A 17031-nucleotide genomic window follows, 5' to 3' on the forward strand; every position below is an offset into this window, starting at 1 on the left:
GGGCTTTTCGGTTGCGATCAGAATTCGCCAGCGACGCCGAAGACGGTGCGGCCGGAATGGGCGCCGTGCTGGATGGCGCGCAGCACGTTTTCGGCGTCGGTGATCGGGGCGAAGTTCTCGATGGTCGAAAGGTGCTGCGGCCGTAGCTCATTGGCCAGTCGCGACCACAGGGCGCGGCGCTTCTCGATCGGGACATAGGCGGAGTCGATGCCCAGCAGCGATACGCCGCGCAGGATGAACGGCATGACGGTGGTGGGCAGATCCGCGCCCCCGGTGAGGCCGCTGACCGCGACCGAGCCGCCGTAGCCGATGGCACTGAGGATGTAGGCGAGGGATCTGCCGCCGACGCTGTCCACCGCACCCGCCCAGGTGGCCTTCGTCAGCGGGCGGAGTTTGGCCTCGGGATCCTCCGGCAATCGGCCGATCACCTCGTTGGCACCGAGTTCGGCGAGCAGATCGCCCGCATCGGTCTTACCGGTGGAGGCGATCACCTCGAAGCCGAGACCGGACAGGATATCGATGGCCACGCTGCCCACGCCGCCCGTCGCGCCGGTGACCAGCACCGCGCCGGTCTCCGGGGTCAGTCCGTGATCGAGCAGGCCCTGCACACTCAATGCGGCGGTGAATCCGGCGGTGCCGAGCGCGGCCGCGTCGCGGGTGTCCAGACCGTCCAGCTTGACCACCCAGTCGGCGGGCACCCTGGCATATTCGGCGAAACCGCCGTTGTGCGAAACGCCGATATCGTAGCCGTGCGCCACCACCAGGTCGCCCGGGGCGAAATCGTCGACCTCGGAGGAGAAGACCTCACCGGTGATATCGATGCCGGGAATGATCGGATAGTTGCGGACCACGCCACCGCCCGCGGTGATCGCCAGTCCGTCCTTATAGTTCGCGCTCGAGTAATGCACCTTGATCGTGACTTCGCCCGGCCCGAGGAAGTCCTCGTCGACCTGCTCCCGGGTGAGCACGACCCCGCTGTCCGATTCGTGTGCCACCATCGCCAAGAACTCCATGCCGACGAGCATACGAGCGTGGGCGCCTCCCGGGACAGATCCCACGGCCACATCGACCCAACCGCCGTGTCGATACGAAGGCGCTATGCCTCATTCGGGAACCAGCTCGAGTCGGACGCCGAGGAGGCGCACCGGGCGATCGAGTTCGAAGCGATCGATGATGCGCAGGGCGGTTTCGACGATCATCGCGATATCGGTGGTCGGCTCGGGCAGCTTTTCCTGTTTGCTGCGGGTGTAGAAGGTATTGGTGCGGACGGTCACCGCGACGCGCAGCGGAATGCGACCGGCGGCGGCCATCTCCTCGGCCACCTCGGTGGCCAGGCGCGCGACCTGGGCCCGGATCTCCCCCGGATCGGTCAGATCATGCGGGAAGGTCTCGGATTTACTGCGCCCCACCGGAACTCGCGGTTCGGTCGTCACGTCGGTATCGCCCTTGCCGTGACCGAGAACCCGCAGATACGGCCCGGTATTCGGGCCGAATTCGGCGGCGAGGCGATGTCGGTCGGCGGCCATCAGATCGGCGACGGTTTCGATGCCGAGTTCGGACATCCGGGCCGCGATCCGATTTCCGATGCCCCACAGCGCATTTGTCGGACGATGCGCCATGACCTCGACCCAGTTCGCGGCGGTGAGCCGGAACATGCCCGCCGCCGCGCCGTCGGTATCGGCCGGTGCGGCCGAGGATTTGCCCGCGGATTTGGCGAAACCGGTTGCCAGCTTGGCCGTGAGCTTGTTGTCACCGATGCCGATGGCGCAGGTCAGATCCAATTCGGCGATGGCGCTCCGGATTTCGCGCGCCAGCTGCTCGGGATCGTCGGTATCGGCGGCGAGGAAGGCCTCGTCCCAACCCCATACCTCGACGCGGCCGGGGAAGGTCCGCAGCAGCGCCATGACCTCATCGGAGGCCTCCTCGTAGGTGGCCATATCCAGCGGCAGGAAAATCCCGTCGGGACATTTGCGCTTGGCCGAGCGCAGCGCCATCCCCGCGCGCACCCCGAATGCCCTGGCCGGATAGGACGCGCAGGTCACCACCTTGCGCGGCTCATCGGGATCGCCATTGCCGCCCACGATGACCGGCAGGCCGCGCAGCTCGGGATGGCGACGGAACTCCACCGCCGCCTGGAACTGGTCGAGATCGACGTGCAGCAGCCACCTGGGCATATGTCCGTCTTACCGCATGCCGGTGACACCCAGCGGAAATTCGCCACGATCGGGCCGCACACTGCCTATCGCAACGGCCCCGGGGAACCGGCGCAGCCGTAGGATTTTCCGAAGGACGAGCAAGGGGAGCACTGCGCATGACCGACGTACCGGACAACCTGCCCGTCGTGCCCGCGGTTCGGGTCGGCGATACCGACCGCGAGGTCGCGGCACGACAGCTGCAACTCGCCGTGGACGAGGGGCAACTCGACTTGCTCGAGCTGGATAAGCGGCTGGTCGCGGTGTACTCGGCGCAGACGACGACCGAACTCGTCGCCATCACCGCCGATCTGCCGGTGGTCGCGGCGGCGCGCGAACCGATCGAGCTGCGCACCGGAAGTGGCGCGCGGGTGAAGGACGGTGAGTGGATCGTCTCGGCCGACATCACGGCCGAATGTAGTTCCGGCGGTATCACAATCGACTTCACCCGGGCGCTGTGCCCGCATCGCGAGGTCGTGGTGCACGCATCGGTCGGTTCCGGCACCGTAGCGCTGATCGTGCCGCGCGGCTGGCGGGTCGATCTCGATCGCGTACAGACCAAGAGCGGCACCATCAAGAACAAGGTGACCGAGGGCGCTCTGCCCGGGTCGCCGCTGATCCGGGTCGATGGGGAGATCGGTTCCGGGACGGTGGTCGCGAAGTATCCGCGCCCGCCCAGGCGATCGTTGCTGGCCTGGCTGCTGCGCAGGCCCCGACCGACTGCCTGATCGTTTGTTACCGGCGGTCTCATCTGCCCTGTCTCTGCCGCCCGCAGAGTGACGACGACCGTAGTGCGTGGCAGTGGACCGCCGGGCATTGCGCCGTCCGCAAAACAGAACTAAATTCTGGTTGTGAAGATTCGAGATCGGTTGCTGCTGGCAGCCGAGCGTCAGTTCGCGCAACAGGGGCCGCTGGAGACCACACTGACCCAGATCCGCGATGCGGCCGGCGCCAGCGTCGGCGCGCTCTACCACCACTTCCCGGACAAGGCGGACCTGTATCGCGAGGTATGGGCGCATGCGCTCGCCGACTATCAGGAGCACTTCTGGGTCGTGGTCGGCGAAAGTACCGACGCGCGAGCCGGAGTCACCGCCGGAGTCATCGAACATCTGCGTTGGGTCACCGAAAATCAGTACCGCGCAACGGTTCTCAATTCAGCTCGGCCGCCCGGCGTGCGCGAGAGCGAGAGCAATCGGGAATTCCTGCGCAATGTCATGCGCTGGTGGCGCACCCACGCCGGCTACGGCGCGGTGCGCGACCTCGATTTCGATCTCCTCTACGCCCTGTGGCTGGGCCCGGCGCAGGAGTACTCCCGACATTGGCTCGGCGGCGAAATCCGCACGGCCCCTATTGATGTCGCGCGCGAACTCGCCGATGCCGCCTGGCAGGCGCTGGGCACGCCGAACGACTGAACCACTGACCAACGGAGACCTCATGCCCACGATCACCCTCGACCTGGACCTGGCGCGGCAGGTGCTCGCCGCACAGCCGTTCGCACAGCTGGTCGGCACCGAGATCGCCGCATTCGGCGACGGCGCCGCGACCCTGATCATTGCCATCCGGCCCGAGTTGGGCCAGCAATTCGGCTTCGTACACGGCGGTGTGGTGTCGTATGCGGCCGATAACGCACTCACCTTCGCGGCCGGTACGATACTCGGCGCCAATGTCCTCACCGGCGGTTTCACCATCACCTACCTGCGCCCGGCGGCGGGCACGCGGCTGCGCGCCGCGGCCACCGTCACCGGATCGACGCGCCGCCAAGCCGTTGTCTCCTGCGAAATCTATGCCGAGAGCGCGGATGCGGAGCCGGTGCTGTGCGCGGTCGCCCAGGGCACCGCGCGCTCGGTCGAGCGCGAACTGGGGGCGAACGGCAACTGATGCCGCGGGTCATATTGCGGCACAGTCGACTTCGGGTGGTGCACGATCTCCTGTGCGCCACCGACCTCGAGTTCAAGCAGTGGCCTTGGTGTCGAGCACCGATGCGGTATCCGATGACCAGCCCATGAGCGACCGTATGGTTTCGCACAGCGACCTCGGGTACAGACCCTCGTCCGAGCGCGCGGCCACATGTCCGTCGGGACGCACCAGCAACGCACCGCCCTCGGGCAGACCCGTGCAGGCACTCCATTCGGCGGCCAACCCGTGCACGGCGATATCGATTCCGGTCTCCCGCTGGGTGTACGCCGCGGCATCACGCCAAGCCGCGGCGGCGCCCGCGATCAGCAACGCGTAGCCGGGCCCGCAGAGATCCAGGGTCGACGTGGTCTGCTCGGCATCGATCCACACGTGCGGCAACCGCGTGCCAACCTGACCCGTCAGCCGATCGACATGCGGCTCAACCCATTCGACGCCGCGAACGCTCCGGTGCGATACCGCATCCGACGAGTAGCGAAAGCGCGACATCACCGCCCCGAACTCCAACATGCGCGCCAACTGGACTGCGTTGTCGGGTGTTTCGATGCCGTAGCGAGCGCGGAAGTCTGCGCCGAGATTGGCCTGTTCGGCGCCGATGATCGCACGCGGCCACCGTTCGACCTGATAGGAGTCGAGCAGTGCGGGCGCGGCCGTGCCGGAGCGTACCGCCGCCAGCTTCCACACCAGATTGTGCGCGTCGGCAACACCGGTATTGCCGCCGTAACCACCCCACGGTGCGTGCCGATGCGCCGCGTCGCCGGTGAGGAACACCCGGCCGCGCCGGTACTCGTCGGCCACGAAACTGCCGGTGTCCCAGGCACTTCGCGCCAGCAGCTCGACCGCGATATCGGGCACGCCGATCGCGGCGCGGATCAGCTCGACACAGCGCTGGTCCGAATAGTCCGCGACGCTCTCGCGCGTCGGATCGTATTCGAGATGGAACGACCATTCGTCGGTGTTGTTCTTGGACAGGACGAGTCCACGCACTGTGTCATTGCTGATCTCACACTGGCTGAACGTGCGACCGCCCAGTACACCCGTGAGATCGGTGCGCGCGAAGACATTGATGTAGTGGTGCGTCGGTGGCACCTCCCAGCCCTCGATACCCAATGCCCGACGAATCGTGCTGGCCGCACCGTCGGCGGCGATGAGATAGTCGGCCCGGATCACCGAGGTAGTGCCCGCCGCGTCGCGCAGGGTTGCCGTCACGCCGGCATCGTCGGGCTCGAATTCGACCAGCTCCACCCCGAATCGGAGATCACCGCCGCGCTCGCGGGCCTGCTCGGCGAGCACCGGCTCGAGCAGCACCTGCGGCAGGAAGCAGAACCGCGATGGGCTGGGATCGGCGGCCGCCATTGCCCGCCCCAAATGACTGATATCCAGCGGCTGAGCCGCGATCAGAGTGGCGCCCGTGCTGGCACCGCCGAAGCTGCCCGCCCGCAGTGCGGTCGCGGCGGCGCGCTCGACCCGATCCGCCACCCCGACCTGGCGGAACAGCTCGGTGGTTCTGGTGTGCAGACCGCGCGCCTTGGGCAGCACCGACGTCTTGGCCCGGCGTTCGACCAGAACATAAGGGACACTGTGGTACTCGAGGAACAGCGCGGCCGACAGCCCGACCAGTCCGCCGCCGACAACGAGTACGGGAGTCTGCTCTGTAGTAGTCATGTCCCGATCGTGTGCGCACGGGCTTGCATCGCCCTTGCGTCGCGGTCACGGTGACCATGCACGCGAAAACGGGCCGTGCACAGGTGCACGGCCCGTTCGGCCGAATATCAGGCGCTCGCCGCGAAGACCGGAGTGTCCAGGGCCGGTTCGGCGACCGGTTCGATGGCGTAGGCCAGGATGTCGGCCACATCGGCGACGGGGCGAACATCCAGGGCGGCCAGCACTTCCGCGGGCACATCGTCCAGATCCGGCTCATTGCGGGCCGGGATGAACACCGTCTTCAGGCCCGCGCGCTGGGCGGCCATCAGCTTCTGCTTCACGCCGCCGATCGGCAGCACCCGGCCGTTCAGCGTGACCTCACCGGTCATGCCGACATCCGCGCGCACCTGCCGACCCAGCGCCAGCGACACCAGGGCGGTGACCATGGTGACGCCCGCCGAAGGACCGTCCTTCGGCACCGCGCCCGCCGGGAAGTGGATGTGGATATTGCGATCCAGCACCGACGCTTCGATGCCGATCTCCGCCAGGTGCGAGCGCACGTAGGTGAGGGCGATCTGCGCCGACTCCTTCATGACATCGCCGAGCTGACCGGTCAGGGTGAGCGCGCGCTCGCCCTCGGCGCCATTGGCCTCGATGTAGAGCACATCGCCGCCCAGACCGGTAACCGCCAAACCCGTTGCCACACCGGGGACGGCGGTGCGTTCCACCGAATCCGGGGTGAAGCGCGGACGGCCCAGGTAATCCTTCAGATTGCCCAGATCGATGGTCAACGACTCCGATTCCGCCGACGAGTCGTAGCCCAGCTCGGCGTCGTAACCCAGCGACACCACGATGTCGTCTGCGGCCGAACCGCTTCCGTCCTCGGACAGCCGAGTCGCGGCCTTGCGCAACGCCTTCGCGATCAACCGCTCCATCTGCCGCACACCGGCTTCCCGGGTGTAGTTGGCCGCGACCTCACGCAATGCCTCGTCGGTGATCGAAACCTCCTGCGCGGTCAGCGCATTGCGCTCCAGCTGCCGGGGCACCAGGAAGTCGCGGGCGATGGCCACCTTGTCGTCCTCGGTGTAACCGTCGACGGTGATCAGCTCCATCCGGTCCAGCAGCGGGCCGGGGATGGTCTCCATGACATTGGCGGTCGCGATGAACAGCACATCGGACAGATCGAGATCCAGATCCAGGTAGTGGTCGCGGAAGGTGTGGTTCTGCGCCGGATCCAGCACCTCGAGCAGCGCCGCGGCCGGATCGCCGCGGAAGTCCGAGCCGACCTTATCGATCTCGTCCAGCAGGACAACGGGATTCATCGAACCCGCCTCCTTCATGGCGCGCACGATCCGGCCGGGCAGTGCGCCGACGTAGGTGCGCCGGTGACCGCGGATCTCCGCCTCGTCGCGCACGCCGCCGAGCGCGACGCGAACGAACTTGCGACCCATGGCCCGTGCCACGGATTCACCCAGCGAGGTCTTGCCGACACCGGGCGGACCGACCAGCGCCAGCACCGCGCCGGAGCCGCGTCCGCCGACGACCTCGAGTCCGCGCGCGGCCCGCCGGGAGCGCACGGCCAGGTACTCGACCATGCGGTCCTTGACCTCGTCCAGCCCGTGGTGATCGGCGTCCAGCACCGCGCGAGCGGCCGAAACGTCGGTGCTGTCGGTGGTTTTCACCGTCCACGGCAGTTCGAGCACGGTATCGAGCCAGGTCCGGATCCAGCCGGATTCCGGGCTCTGATCGCTGGCCCGCTCCAGCCGACCGACCTCGCGCAGCGCCTCGGCGCGCACGTCATCGGGCAGATCGGCCTGTTCGACCCGGGTGCGGTAGTCGTCGGCGCCGTCGGGCTCGTCCTCGCCGAGTTCCTTGCGGATGGCATTGAGCTGCTGGCGCAGCAGGAATTCGCGCTGACTCTTCTCCATGCCCTCGCGGACATCTTCGCTGATCTTCTCGGTGACCTCGGCCTCGGCGATATGCGCCTTGGTCCACTCGATCAGCTTGGTCAAACGCTGTGCGATGTCCGGAGTTTCGAGCAGCTCACGCTTCTCGTCCGCGGTCAGGTACGGCGCGTAGCCCGCGGTATCGGCGATCGCCGACGGATCGGTCAGCTGATTGACCGCGTCGATGATCTGCCAGGCCTCGCGGCGCTGCAGCACCGAAACGACGAGCTTCTTGTATTCGGCGGCAAGTTCTTTGGTGCGCCCGTCGGCGGCGGGCGTCTCGACCGGTTCGGCCTCGACCCACAGCGCGGCGCCCGGCCCGGTGACCCCGTGGCCGATCTTGGCGCGCCGTTCGGCCTTCAGCACCGCGGCGGGCGCGCCACCGCGCATCCGGCCGACCTGTTCGATGGTGGCGACGACGCCGTAGGAGGCGTAGCCCTCGGTCAATCGGGGCGCGAGCAGCACCGCGTCGGTATTCGCGGCGCGCGCGGCGTCGATGGCGGCCTGCGCCGATTCGTCCAGTTCGATGGGCACGACCATGCCCGGCAGCACGATCGGATCGGTCAGGAACAGCACCGGCAGGTTCTGTGGTGTAGTCACGTGTTCGACCCTTCCAAAAGTTGAGCGATGCCCAGTCAACCCCGCGGTGATCGCGTTTGTTCCGGAACCCTCGCCACGTTCGCTCACGGCGAATCACGTTGCCACAGATAACCCTCTGACCTGGCACGATGTCGAGCTTCGCGGAATCCGATGCGCGCTGCGGCACAGTCCAGCGGAGGACTTCGCGCACCGCGATACCTACCCCGGCGGCCGCTCGGTTTGCCGCGGAAAGTGGTGGGCTGGCCGGGTGTTCGGGCGGACCGTGCCACTTCCGGAGGCCGAGGTAATCGCTGAGCCGCTGCGTCCGAGAAGAGTAGGTGCGTGTTCGGAGGGAGGCTGGCCATCGCACCGCCAGTCGAGCTACACGAGCGGCAACACCGGCGACTCATGCATCGCACGCGGCGCACGCTGTTGGGACGCGGGCACAGGGCACTCGGTCCTGGTCTCGAGCCCGCGTTGACACCCGGTAGAGCCAATGAGAATGTTGGCAGCTAGATATCTCACCACTTGGGCGGAAGTAGGGGGTGTAGCCGATGGGACGGTTCGAGGTCCCCGACGGATGGACGGCGCAGGCGTATCGTTTCGCGCTGGACCCGACTCCGGCTCAGGTGCGAGCGCTGCAATCGCACTGCGGTGCGAGCAGGTTCTCGTTCAACCACATGCTTGCGCACGTGCGAGCGGTGAGCGATCAGCGGACCGCAGAACGCTCCTACGGCATCGCCGAACACGAGATGACGCCCGCACAGGGCTGGAGTTTGCCAGCGCTGCGCAAGACGTGGAACCAGCGCAAGCACGAGGCAGCACCGTGGTGGCAGGAAAACTCGAAGGAGGCCTACAACACCGGCCTGGACGCGCTGGCTCGCGGCTTGGACGCGTGGAGCAAATCGCGCCGGGGTGATCGAGCGGGCGCGCGAATCGGATTTCCGCGGTTCAAGTCCAAGTATCACGCCACCAGATCGGTGCGGTTCACCACCGGCACCATCCGTGTGGATGACGACCGCCATCACGTGACGCTGCCGGTGTTGGGCACCATCCACACCCATGAGTCGACCCGCAAACTCGCCCGCCACGTGGAGGCCGGGAACGCGCGAATCCTGTCGGCCACCGTACGATTCGACGGTGGTCGCTGGTACTGCTCGTTCCAGACCATCGTCGAAGGCAAGAAGCGGGCTGCGCACGCGCCCCGATCCGAACACCAAGTGGTCGGGGTAGATGTCGGGGTGCGAGACCTGCTCGTGGTCGCCGCGCCCGACGGCACCGAGGTCGATCGCGTGCCAGCACCGAAGCCACTGGCCGCGACCCGGTCACACCTGCGGGCACTGCAGCGGCGAGCGAGGCGCCAAAAGGGGCCGTGGGACCCGGATGCCCGGTGCCGCCGCCAACCGTCGAGGCGGTGGTTGCGCACCCAGGCTCGGATCGCGAAACTCCATGCCCGCGTGGGCAATATCCGACGCCATGAACTCCATACAGCGACAACCAAACTCGCCCGCGAGCACCGGGTCGTTGTCGTAGAGGACCTCAACATAAACGGTATGAGCCGCCGCGGTGGCAGCCGCAAACGCGGCCTGAACCGCGCGGTCGGCGATGCCGCGCTCGGTCGGATCGCGACCCTGCTCGGCTACAAAGCTGCCTGGAACCAGACCACGCTGAGCATGGCCGGGCGCTGGTTTCCTTCCACCCAGACGTGTTCCCGCTGCCAAGCGAAAACCAAGCTATCGCTGCGGGACCGCATCTACTACTGCCGCAACGGATGCCCGCCCATCGATCGGGATCTGAATGCGGCGATCAACCTCGCCCGCCTAGGCGACACCACCATCGGTAGTGCAACGAGGACCGGTACCGGGAGTAGCCCGGCCGCCAGCGTCACGGCTGGACAAGGACGTGGAGCCACCCGCAAGACCGACCCCGCCACCGCGGTGGGGAAGGCAGGAGGCGTCGAAGCGTCTACCCCGCACGGCGACTCCAACGCTGATCAGACGGGGACTGCCACTCCGCAAGGAACGGCTGCCTGAAACATGAGTCGTCATACAAACACTCAGACCTCGGGCAACGGGATCCCACGATGACAACACTCGCATCCGGAGTGTTCATCGATTGGGAACAGCTGACCGGCCTGTCCAAGTTCAGCGTCGATCTGATCACCTTCCCCATCTTCAGCGCACTGGCCGGATGGCTCACCAACTGGACCGGTGTGCTGATGCTGTTCTGGCCCGTCGTATTTCGCGGCATCCGGATTCCGGGCCTGCAGGTGTTGTATCCGTATTTTCCGCGCCGGGTCCAGGTGCTGCCGACATTCTCCGGCGACGGCCGCCGGTTCGGATTTCAGGGCTTCATTCCGGCGCGTGCCGAGAAGATGGCCAGCATTTGTGTCGACAAGGCGCTCATGCGCATCGGCAGTCCGCGCGATTTCATTCACGAACTGGATCTGCAGGGTATTGCCGACTACATCGCGGTACTCGCGAGCAAGCAGGTGCAGCCCCTGGTCGACGAGTTGATGTATCGGGAGAATCCGGATCTGTGGCGCGGCGTGCCCAAGGCCATGAAACAGATCATCTATCAGCGGGTGGATCGGGAATTGCCCGCATTGACCAAGCGCGCCTTCGAATCGCTCGGCGACAATGTCGACCAGCTCATCGATATCAAATCCTTCGTCATCCGCTATCTGCGGGAAAACCCGTACATCCTGAAGGATCTGACCACCACCATCGCCGCACCGGAGTTGCGCTTCATGGTGCGGATCGGCCTGCTCGGCGCGCCGTTCGGCCTGCTGCTCGCACTGTATATGCATGTGCACCACACCATTCCGGTGCTCGGCTGGGTGCCGGGGTGGGCGATCGTGCTGCTGGCCTCCGCGGCGATCGGCGTGATCGTCAATGTCATCGCCGTCAAAATGGTCTTCGAACCGGGTGATCCGCAGCCGCGCTACAAATACCTGTGGAAGCAGGCGCTGCTGGCCAAGCGGCAGCCGCAGGCGGCCACCGATCTCGCGCATATCCTCGCCTACCAGGTGCTCACGCTGCCGAATCTGTCTGAGGAACTGCTCGAGGGACCCAATGGTGATAAGACCCGGCAGCTGATCGAGCGGCTGGTCTCCGATGAGATCCATCGCCAGCTCGGCCCGACCACCTCGATCGTGCGCGTCGCGTTCGGCCGTCGCCAGTTCGACAATCTCAAGGTCGGCGCGGCTGGTGCCGCGGTCGGTCTGGCCCCGAGCCTGGTCGAGGACGAGGCGTTCACCCTCGAACAGGCCGAGAAGATCGATGAGTTCGCGGCGCGCAAGCTCCAGGACCTCACCCCGGGGGAGTTCATGGAGATGTTCTACGCCTCGGTCGAACAGGATGCCTGGCTGTTGTACCTGCACGGCGCGCTGCTCGGCCTGGTGGTCGGCGCCGCCCACCTGACGATTTTCGGCTGGTAACCGGCCCGACCCGGGCAGGGGAGCGGTCCGTAGCAAATACAAGCACGCATGCTTGCATTTTTTCGGAGCCGCTGCGATGCTGAACCGCGACGGCGTACGAAGTAGTGCGCCTCGACGGGCGCGAGCGACAGGCCCGGCGGAGGCAGCCTGCGTAGGGATTCGAGCACGCCGCGGACGAGACAGGAAACCGATGGCTGACCTCGAGGCGCTGCTGCGCGACTTCTCCGACGAATGCACCGCACTGGAACGCATCGTTGCCGCGCTGGCGGCAGCGGACTGGTCGCAGCCCACGCCGGCGCCCGGTTGGAGTATCGCCCATCAGATCGGGCATCTGGCCTGGACCGATGAGGTCGCCACCATGGCCGCCGCCGATACCGACGGCTTCGCGAAATTGCTCGAGGATGCCGCCCCGAGGGCGTTGACCTTCGTCGACGAGGCCGCCGAGGAGGCGGCCACCGCACCCGCCGCCGAACTGCTCGACCGCTGGCGCCGGGGCCGCGACGATCTGATCGACGCCCTGCGCGCGGTCCCGTCCGGCACCAAGCTGCCGTGGTTCGGGCCGCCGATGAGCGCGGCGTCGATGGTCAGCGCCCGCATTATGGAGACCTTCGCGCACGGCCAGGACATCGCCGACGCGCTCGGGGTGACCAGAACACCGACCGCCCGGCTGCGCACGGTCGCGCATATCGGCGTGCGGACCAGGAATTTCGCCTACACGGTGCACGGCAGGACCGCGCCGGCCGCGGAATTCCGGGTCGAACTCACCGCACCCGACGGCGACATCTGGTCGTGGGGAGCCGACGATGCCACGCAGCGCGTGACCGGTCCGGCCCTGGATTTCTGTCTGCTGGTGACGCAGCGCCGCCACCGCGATGACCTCGCACTCGAAACCGTAGGTGCGCAGGCAGCCGAATGGCTCACCATCGCACAGGCTTTCGCGGGACCGACAGGAACGGGCCGGACGGCGGGTCAGTTCGACTGACCCGCCGAATCCCGAGCGCCCGGTCCAACGATGGAAATCGGAGCGGGCGAGCGTCACACTTGGGTGCGCCGTTCGTGTCGGCCGGACGCCGTTGGCCGGGTGTCTCGATGTGGCAGTCGAGAATGACGCTCGCCAGCTATGTCTATTTACCCCTTTGTCAGGTGGTGGAAACATGAATGACGCCGAGTGGCTCGAGTCCGCCAGCGTGCCGGCCACCCTGGGATTGTGATGCTGATCTCCCCCATGCGGCGTCGCCTGCCGCCACCCCTGTAACCTGGACACCTGTACGGCTTTCAACGATGCGGGCCGTGCCGACGAGGGGATCAGGGGCGGAGGGAAAGGAACGCATCGTGGCAGCACGCAAGCCTGCCCAGATCGCGCGGCACGCCGCCATCGTCCTCGCGGGCACCGCCAGCCTCAGTCTCACCGTGGCCGCCGGGGCCTACATCGTCCACCAGATGGCCGAAACCCAGCACACCACCGGCGAAATCGCGGCACCACCGACGCGCAACATCCTGGATATCGGCACCGACCGCGGACCCGAGCTCCCGGATGCGCTGCTGACCGGCGCAAGTCGCGACCTACCCGCGCTATTCGCCCGTTTTCCTGCCGAGACCACGGACGGCACGGCGAAAACCCCTGAGGCCAATGCCGATTCGCCGACCGCGGTGTCGGCCGGAATCGGCGGCAAACTGCGTGTCGGCACCGCCTATGTCGGCGCGCAGGTGGCCACCGGCCGCGCGGATTCGGTCGCCTTCACCGTGGATACCGATGCGCTGACCACACTGGCGCATCTCCTGCTCTCCGAACCGGTTCGGGAGCGGTTCGGCATCCACGCCGATCCCGGCGGTGTCACCCAGCTGCGCACCGAGGTCGATATGCACAATGGCGAAGTGACACTGGCCTTCTCGGATCCGACCCTCGGCGAACACGGACTCCGGCTGCAGCGCAATCCCGCACCCACCACGAAACCCGCGCCGAGCGTTGACGACTCGACCGCACCCGCCACCGACGCCCCGACCACGGCCGACGCGACACCGAATCCCGCCACGACGACCGCGAACCGCACCATCGTGGTGTAGTCCGCCTACTCTGCGTCCCATGTACGACTTCTGTGTCATCGGGGGCGGGATCGTCGGAGTCGCGACGGCGCATCGGATTCTGCGACGCCACTGCGGCGCCAGCCTGGTGCTCGTCGACAAGGCCAGCGCCTTGGCCACCCACCAGACCGGGCACAACAGCGGTGTCATCCATTCCGGCATCTACTATCCGCCGGACAGTCTGAAGGCACGACTGTGCAGGCAGGGTGCCGCCTGGACCAAGGAATTCGCCGCGGCACACGACATACCGTTCGACGTCTGCGGAAAACTGCTGGTGGCCACCGATGCCGCCGAGCACGGGCGAATGCTCGCGCTGCACGAACGATCGGTCGCCAATGGCGTCGATGTCGAACTGGTCGACGCCGCCGAACTCACCCGCAGGGAACCGCATGTGACCGGCGTCGGCGCCCTGTTCGTACCCGCCACGGGCATTATCGATTTCACCCGCGTCACCACCGCACTCGCCGATGAGGTCCGGGCCGCGGGCGGCGAGATCGTGCTCGGCGCGCAGATCACCGAGCTCACCGAAACCACGGACGCGGTCACTGCATCCGGCCCCGCGGGCTCCTGGACCGCGCGCACCCTGGTGGTCTGCGCGGGTCTGCAGGCCGACCGGATGGCCGAGCTGGCCGGCCTGCAAACCGATTTTCGCATCGTTCCGTTCCGGGGCGAGTACTACCAGCTACCGCCCAGCCGAGCCGGATTGGTGCGCACGCTGATCTATCCGATCCCCGATCCCGCACTGCCGTTCCTCGGCGTACACCTGAGTCCGACGATCGACGGCGCGCTGACCGTCGGTCCCAATGCGGTGCTCGGCCTGGCCAGGGAGGGCTATCGCAAGGGCAGTTTCGACGCCCGCGACGCCCGTGCGGTACTCGGTTTTCCCGGCTTCCACCGGGTCGCCCGCGCCCATGTGCGGACCGGGTTGCGGGAGTTGCGCAATTCGCTGTTCAAGCGCGGCTACCTGGCCGAATGCCGTCGGTACTGCCCCGAGCTGACGCTCGCGGACCTGCGGCCGCGCGAGGCGGGGATCCGCGCGCAGGCGGTGCTGCGCGACGGCACACTGGTGCACGACTTCATGATCGAGCGCACGCCGCGCTCGGTCCACGTGCTCAACGCCCCGTCACCGGCGGCCACCTCCGCCATGCCGATCGCCGAGTACATCGTCGACCAACTCTGACCCGATTCGTTAGCTGAGTCGCCCATCCCAGCAAACCAAGCGACCACCCGGTCGCTGATGTGGAAAGCTGTCCAGCCAAATTCCGGGCAACCACTCCAATAAAGAGGAGAGCTGTAGTACTTTTAGCGGCAGCCAACAGGGAGGGCCTATGGGCCACATCAAGTACGCGAGCGACGTTGGAGCCCCGGTCGAGGTGGCCTTCACCTATACGGACAACCATCAGTTCGTGCCGGATTGGATGTTCGGCGTCGCCGCGTTCGAGCCGAAAGGCGAGCTCGACCAGGGTCTCGGCGCCGTCTTCACCACCCGCGCCAGATTCGGGCCGTGGCGGCCGACCATGACATGCGAGATCACCGAGTACCGGCGCAATGTGGTGATCGGCTACACGCTACGCGGACGGTGGTCGGGAACTTTGACGCTGCGCTTCGATCCACTCGGCTATGGACGCTCGGTGCTGACCTCGGAAGCGGAGTACGCTCCACCGGGTGGGCTCTTCGGCCGCCTGTGCCTGCGCGTGGTGGATTCCGCCGTGCGCTCGGCGCTGCGCCGCACCGAGTCCCAGTTGCGAAGGGAGATAGAGGAATTCCACGGTACCGATCTTGTCGGTCGGATTGCGTAGGGTGCCAGCCATGATCATCGTGAGCACCGACGGATCCTGCCTCCGCAATCCCGGCGGCGCCATCGGCTGGGCTTGGGTCAATCATCAGGGCGGCTCGCGCAGCGGGGGAGCCGCCACCGGAACAAATCAGGTCGCCGAGTTGCGTGCGCTGCTGGAGGCGATAGTCGCCCATCCCAGCGAGGAACCGCTGCTCATCGAGAGTGATTCGCTATACGCGATCAAATGCGCGTCGGAATGGATCGCCAGCTGGCGCATCAACGGCTGGCGCACCGCCACCGGCGGCGCGGTGAAGAACGTCGAACTCATCAAGCAGATCGACCGGGCCATCGCCTCCCGGCCGGGCCCGGTCCGATTCCGCTGGGTGCGTGGACATGTCGGCAACTACTTCAACGAGATGGCCGATACCCTCGCGGGCGAGGCGGCCAGACAGGCCGCGGCCTCCGCGGCCGCCGGTGAGGTACCGACCGCGGAACTCCCCGAGCTGCCGTCGGTAGAGGACAAGACCGAAAAGACCACCGCCCTCGGCAATTCGGCCAGGGCAGCCAAAACCTCCCGGCCGCGGTCCGCGGGGAAGCCGGTCGCACCAGCCCCTCAGGCATTGACCCTGTTCTGAGAGCGCCGGGCGCGACCGGGCGCAAGACCGCCGGAAAAGACCTCCGGGCGGGTGGTGCCATTCCCACCCGCCCGGAGGCGTCTTCGTATTCGGTTGCCGAAGGGCTTGCTCAGTTGCCCATCTGCTTGAGGATCGGCAGGTCGAACTTGTCGACGAGCCACTTGTCGCCGACCTTCTTCAGACCGGCGACCACCACGAGTTCGACCTTGCTCGGCGGCTTGTTCGCGGCGGCGATATTCACATTGGTGGTCGTCTGACCGATCACCACCAGCACCTTCGCGCTTTCGGTATCACCGGACTGGAAGCCACACTGCATGTCGTAGGTGGACGAGGTGGCCTTGGCGTCGACGACCACACCCTTGAGATCCTGACCGAGCTTGGCGAACTGGTCCTTCCACTCACCGGTCGACGCGGCGTCCACCTTCTTCAGGTAGTCGTCGATGGTCTGCGGATCGTAGGTGGAGATCAGCTTGCCGTAGTCGCACGCGGCCGCGGTGGCCGCCTCGTGCGCGTCCAACTGGTCGCCGCGATTGCTCGCCTGCCGGTAGAAGACGATAACGGCGGTCACCGCCGCGACCAGCAGCACACCGGCGACGAATGCGGCGACGATGGGCACCAGCGCGCCCCGCTCCTTACCGCCATTCTGGGGACCCGGCTGCGCCGCGCCCTTGGCCAGCGTGTCCGACTGCTTCGGCTCGGACTTCGGGGCAGCCGCATCGCCCGACTTCCCGATCTCGACGGTCTTGTCCTCGGCCGGCACGGCGTCGGCTTTCGGGGCATCCGAGTTCTGGTTCTCGGCGCCGACATCATCAGTGGACATCGA

15 protein-coding genes are annotated in these 17031 nt (G+C 66.8%); 10 read left to right on the forward strand and 5 right to left on the reverse strand.

The window, feature by feature from the left end:
* Nucleotides 1–17: 17 nt before the first annotated feature.
* Both ACQP0C_RS41105 and ACQP0C_RS41110 read right to left on the reverse strand, forming a co-directional pair.
* Entirely contained in the window at nucleotides 18–1013 is a 996-nt protein-coding gene (locus tag ACQP0C_RS41105) for an oxidoreductase (RefSeq protein WP_433729218.1), read from the reverse strand.
* A gap of 90 nt (nucleotides 1014–1103) precedes the next feature.
* Nucleotides 1104–2174 carry a DNA polymerase IV gene (locus ACQP0C_RS41110; protein WP_433729220.1) on the reverse strand — a complete coding sequence of 357 codons (1071 nt, stop codon included), beginning with the start codon at nucleotides 2172–2174 and terminating at the stop codon, nucleotides 1104–1106.
* A 137-nt stretch (nucleotides 2175–2311) separates the two neighbouring features.
* Here ACQP0C_RS41110 and ACQP0C_RS41115 point away from each other — a divergent pair, with 137 nt between their 5' ends.
* The 3 genes from ACQP0C_RS41115 to ACQP0C_RS41125 all read left to right on the forward strand — a co-directional run bounded on the left by ACQP0C_RS41115 (nucleotide 2312) and on the right by ACQP0C_RS41125 (nucleotide 4070).
* Nucleotides 2312–2920: a DUF1707 domain-containing protein gene (locus ACQP0C_RS41115; protein WP_433729222.1), complete on the forward strand. Its 609-nt coding sequence runs from the start codon at nucleotides 2312–2314 to the stop codon at nucleotides 2918–2920.
* 123 nt (nucleotides 2921–3043) lie between these two features.
* Nucleotides 3044–3604, forward strand: coding sequence for a TetR/AcrR family transcriptional regulator (locus ACQP0C_RS41120; protein ID WP_433729224.1), 561 nt, complete (start codon nucleotides 3044–3046; stop codon nucleotides 3602–3604).
* 22 nt (nucleotides 3605–3626) lie between these two features.
* Entirely contained in the window at nucleotides 3627–4070 is a 444-nt protein-coding gene (locus ACQP0C_RS41125) for a PaaI family thioesterase (RefSeq protein WP_433729226.1), read from the forward strand.
* A gap of 72 nt (nucleotides 4071–4142) precedes the next feature.
* Here the strand turns inward: ACQP0C_RS41125 and ACQP0C_RS41130 are convergent, their stop codons facing one another.
* Both ACQP0C_RS41130 and lon read right to left on the reverse strand, forming a co-directional pair.
* Nucleotides 4143–5771 (reverse strand): FAD-dependent monooxygenase, encoded by a 1629-nt coding sequence (locus tag ACQP0C_RS41130; protein WP_433729228.1) that lies wholly within the window; start codon nucleotides 5769–5771, stop codon nucleotides 4143–4145.
* A gap of 107 nt (nucleotides 5772–5878) precedes the next feature.
* A complete protein-coding gene (lon, locus tag ACQP0C_RS41135) occupies nucleotides 5879–8296 on the reverse strand; it encodes an endopeptidase La (protein ID WP_433729230.1) in 2418 nt (805 codons plus the stop codon).
* Between the two features lie 533 nt (nucleotides 8297–8829).
* Here lon and tnpB point away from each other — a divergent pair.
* The 7 genes from tnpB to ACQP0C_RS41170 all read left to right on the forward strand — a co-directional run bounded on the left by tnpB (nucleotide 8830) and on the right by ACQP0C_RS41170 (nucleotide 16208).
* Nucleotides 8830–10308, forward strand: a complete 1479-nt coding sequence (tnpB, locus tag ACQP0C_RS41140) for an IS607 family element RNA-guided endonuclease TnpB (protein ID WP_433729232.1) — start codon at nucleotides 8830–8832, stop codon at nucleotides 10306–10308.
* A 50-nt stretch (nucleotides 10309–10358) separates the two neighbouring features.
* Nucleotides 10359–11714: a hypothetical protein gene (locus tag ACQP0C_RS41145; protein WP_433729234.1), complete on the forward strand. Its 1356-nt coding sequence runs from the start codon at nucleotides 10359–10361 to the stop codon at nucleotides 11712–11714.
* Between the two features lie 190 nt (nucleotides 11715–11904).
* Nucleotides 11905–12696 (forward strand): TIGR03084 family metal-binding protein, encoded by a 792-nt coding sequence (locus tag ACQP0C_RS41150; RefSeq protein WP_433729236.1) that lies wholly within the window; start codon nucleotides 11905–11907, stop codon nucleotides 12694–12696.
* A gap of 350 nt (nucleotides 12697–13046) precedes the next feature.
* Nucleotides 13047–13778 (forward strand): hypothetical protein, encoded by a 732-nt coding sequence (locus tag ACQP0C_RS41155; RefSeq protein WP_433729238.1) that lies wholly within the window; start codon nucleotides 13047–13049, stop codon nucleotides 13776–13778.
* Between the two features lie 19 nt (nucleotides 13779–13797).
* Entirely contained in the window at nucleotides 13798–14976 is a 1179-nt protein-coding gene (gene lhgO / locus ACQP0C_RS41160) for an L-2-hydroxyglutarate oxidase (RefSeq protein WP_433729240.1), read from the forward strand.
* Nucleotides 14977–15124: 148 nt separating this feature from the next.
* Nucleotides 15125–15595, forward strand: coding sequence for an SRPBCC family protein (locus ACQP0C_RS41165; RefSeq protein WP_433729242.1), 471 nt, complete (start codon nucleotides 15125–15127; stop codon nucleotides 15593–15595).
* A 10-nt stretch (nucleotides 15596–15605) separates the two neighbouring features.
* The gene (locus ACQP0C_RS41170; protein ID WP_433729244.1) at nucleotides 15606–16208 is read left to right on the forward strand and encodes a ribonuclease H family protein; all 603 of its coding nucleotides are present in this window, start codon (nucleotides 15606–15608) and stop codon (nucleotides 16206–16208) included.
* Nucleotides 16209–16317: 109 nt separating this feature from the next.
* On the opposite strand, the gene ACQP0C_RS41175 is transcribed toward ACQP0C_RS41170, so the two are convergent.
* On the reverse strand, nucleotides 16318–17028 hold the full coding sequence (locus ACQP0C_RS41175; RefSeq protein ID WP_433729246.1) for a hypothetical protein: 711 nt from the start codon (nucleotides 17026–17028) through the stop codon (nucleotides 16318–16320).
* Nucleotides 17029–17031: the final 3 nt, after the last annotated feature.

It is taken from the genome of Nocardia sp. CA-129566 (genome assembly GCF_050956075.1).
Lineage (GTDB): Bacteria > Actinomycetota > Actinomycetes > Mycobacteriales > Mycobacteriaceae > Nocardia.

What these genes read in the sequence shown, in the direction of transcription:
- ACQP0C_RS41105 (WP_433729218.1), bottom strand. Translation starts at nt 1,013, where the DNA reads ATGGAGTTCTTGGCGATGGTGGCACACGAATCGGACAGCGGGGTCGTG.
- ACQP0C_RS41110 (WP_433729220.1), bottom strand. Translation starts at nt 2,174, where the DNA reads ATGCCCAGGTGGCTGCTGCACGTCGATCTCGACCAGTTCCAGGCGGCG.
- ACQP0C_RS41115 (WP_433729222.1), top strand. Translation starts at nt 2,312, where the DNA reads ATGACCGACGTACCGGACAACCTGCCCGTCGTGCCCGCGGTTCGGGTC.
- ACQP0C_RS41125 (WP_433729226.1), top strand. Translation starts at nt 3,627, where the DNA reads ATGCCCACGATCACCCTCGACCTGGACCTGGCGCGGCAGGTGCTCGCC.
- ACQP0C_RS41130 (WP_433729228.1), bottom strand. Translation starts at nt 5,771, where the DNA reads ATGACTACTACAGAGCAGACTCCCGTACTCGTTGTCGGCGGCGGACTG.
- tnpB (WP_433729232.1), top strand. Translation starts at nt 8,830, where the DNA reads ATGGGACGGTTCGAGGTCCCCGACGGATGGACGGCGCAGGCGTATCGT.
- ACQP0C_RS41145 (WP_433729234.1), top strand. Translation starts at nt 10,359, where the DNA reads ATGACAACACTCGCATCCGGAGTGTTCATCGATTGGGAACAGCTGACC.
- ACQP0C_RS41150 (WP_433729236.1), top strand. Translation starts at nt 11,905, where the DNA reads ATGGCTGACCTCGAGGCGCTGCTGCGCGACTTCTCCGACGAATGCACC.
- lhgO (WP_433729240.1), top strand. Translation starts at nt 13,798, where the DNA reads ATGTACGACTTCTGTGTCATCGGGGGCGGGATCGTCGGAGTCGCGACG.
- ACQP0C_RS41165 (WP_433729242.1), top strand. Translation starts at nt 15,125, where the DNA reads ATGGGCCACATCAAGTACGCGAGCGACGTTGGAGCCCCGGTCGAGGTG.
- ACQP0C_RS41170 (WP_433729244.1), top strand. Translation starts at nt 15,606, where the DNA reads ATGATCATCGTGAGCACCGACGGATCCTGCCTCCGCAATCCCGGCGGC.
- ACQP0C_RS41175 (WP_433729246.1), bottom strand. Translation starts at nt 17,028, where the DNA reads ATGTCCACTGATGATGTCGGCGCCGAGAACCAGAACTCGGATGCCCCG.